The 351-nt window shown below is 72.4% G+C and carries 2 pseudogenes; both read right to left on the reverse strand.

The window, feature by feature from the left end:
* Positions 1-230 (reverse strand): annotated as a pseudogene (locus tag CCN37_RS38170) (hypothetical protein); the annotation flags it as partial.
* 4 nt (positions 231-234) lie between these two features.
* Positions 235-351 (reverse strand): annotated as a pseudogene (locus CCN37_RS41970) (SigE family RNA polymerase sigma factor); the annotation flags it as partial.

Consider the following 351-nt stretch of genomic DNA (forward strand, 5'->3'; position numbering starts at 1 on the left):
CAGCGGGCGGGGGTGGTGTTCGCCGGGCCACCGCGCTCGGGCAGGCCGAGGAAGACTCCGGCGAGCACCACCGCCACGGCGAGCCCCGTGGTCGCCGCGGCCAGGGTTCGCTTGCGGCGCTTGCGAATCCGGTCTCCGCAGGCGATCACGTCGCCCGCGTTCACGGCGAGCGGCGGCGCGCTGCGCGCGTTGAGCACCGCGAAGGTCGCTCGTACGTCCTCTTCACGCACCACGTCACACCTCCACTGGCATGTCGGCGAAGTCCGGCCCCAAGATGCGCCGGAGCGCGGCCAACCCACGGCTGCCTTGACTCTTCACGTTGCCGGTGGAGCACTTCAAGGCCGCGGCGGT

Origin of the sequence: Allokutzneria sp. NRRL B-24872 (assembly GCF_002155965.1) — a bacterium.
Classification (GTDB): Bacteria; Actinomycetota; Actinomycetes; order Mycobacteriales; family Pseudonocardiaceae; genus Allokutzneria.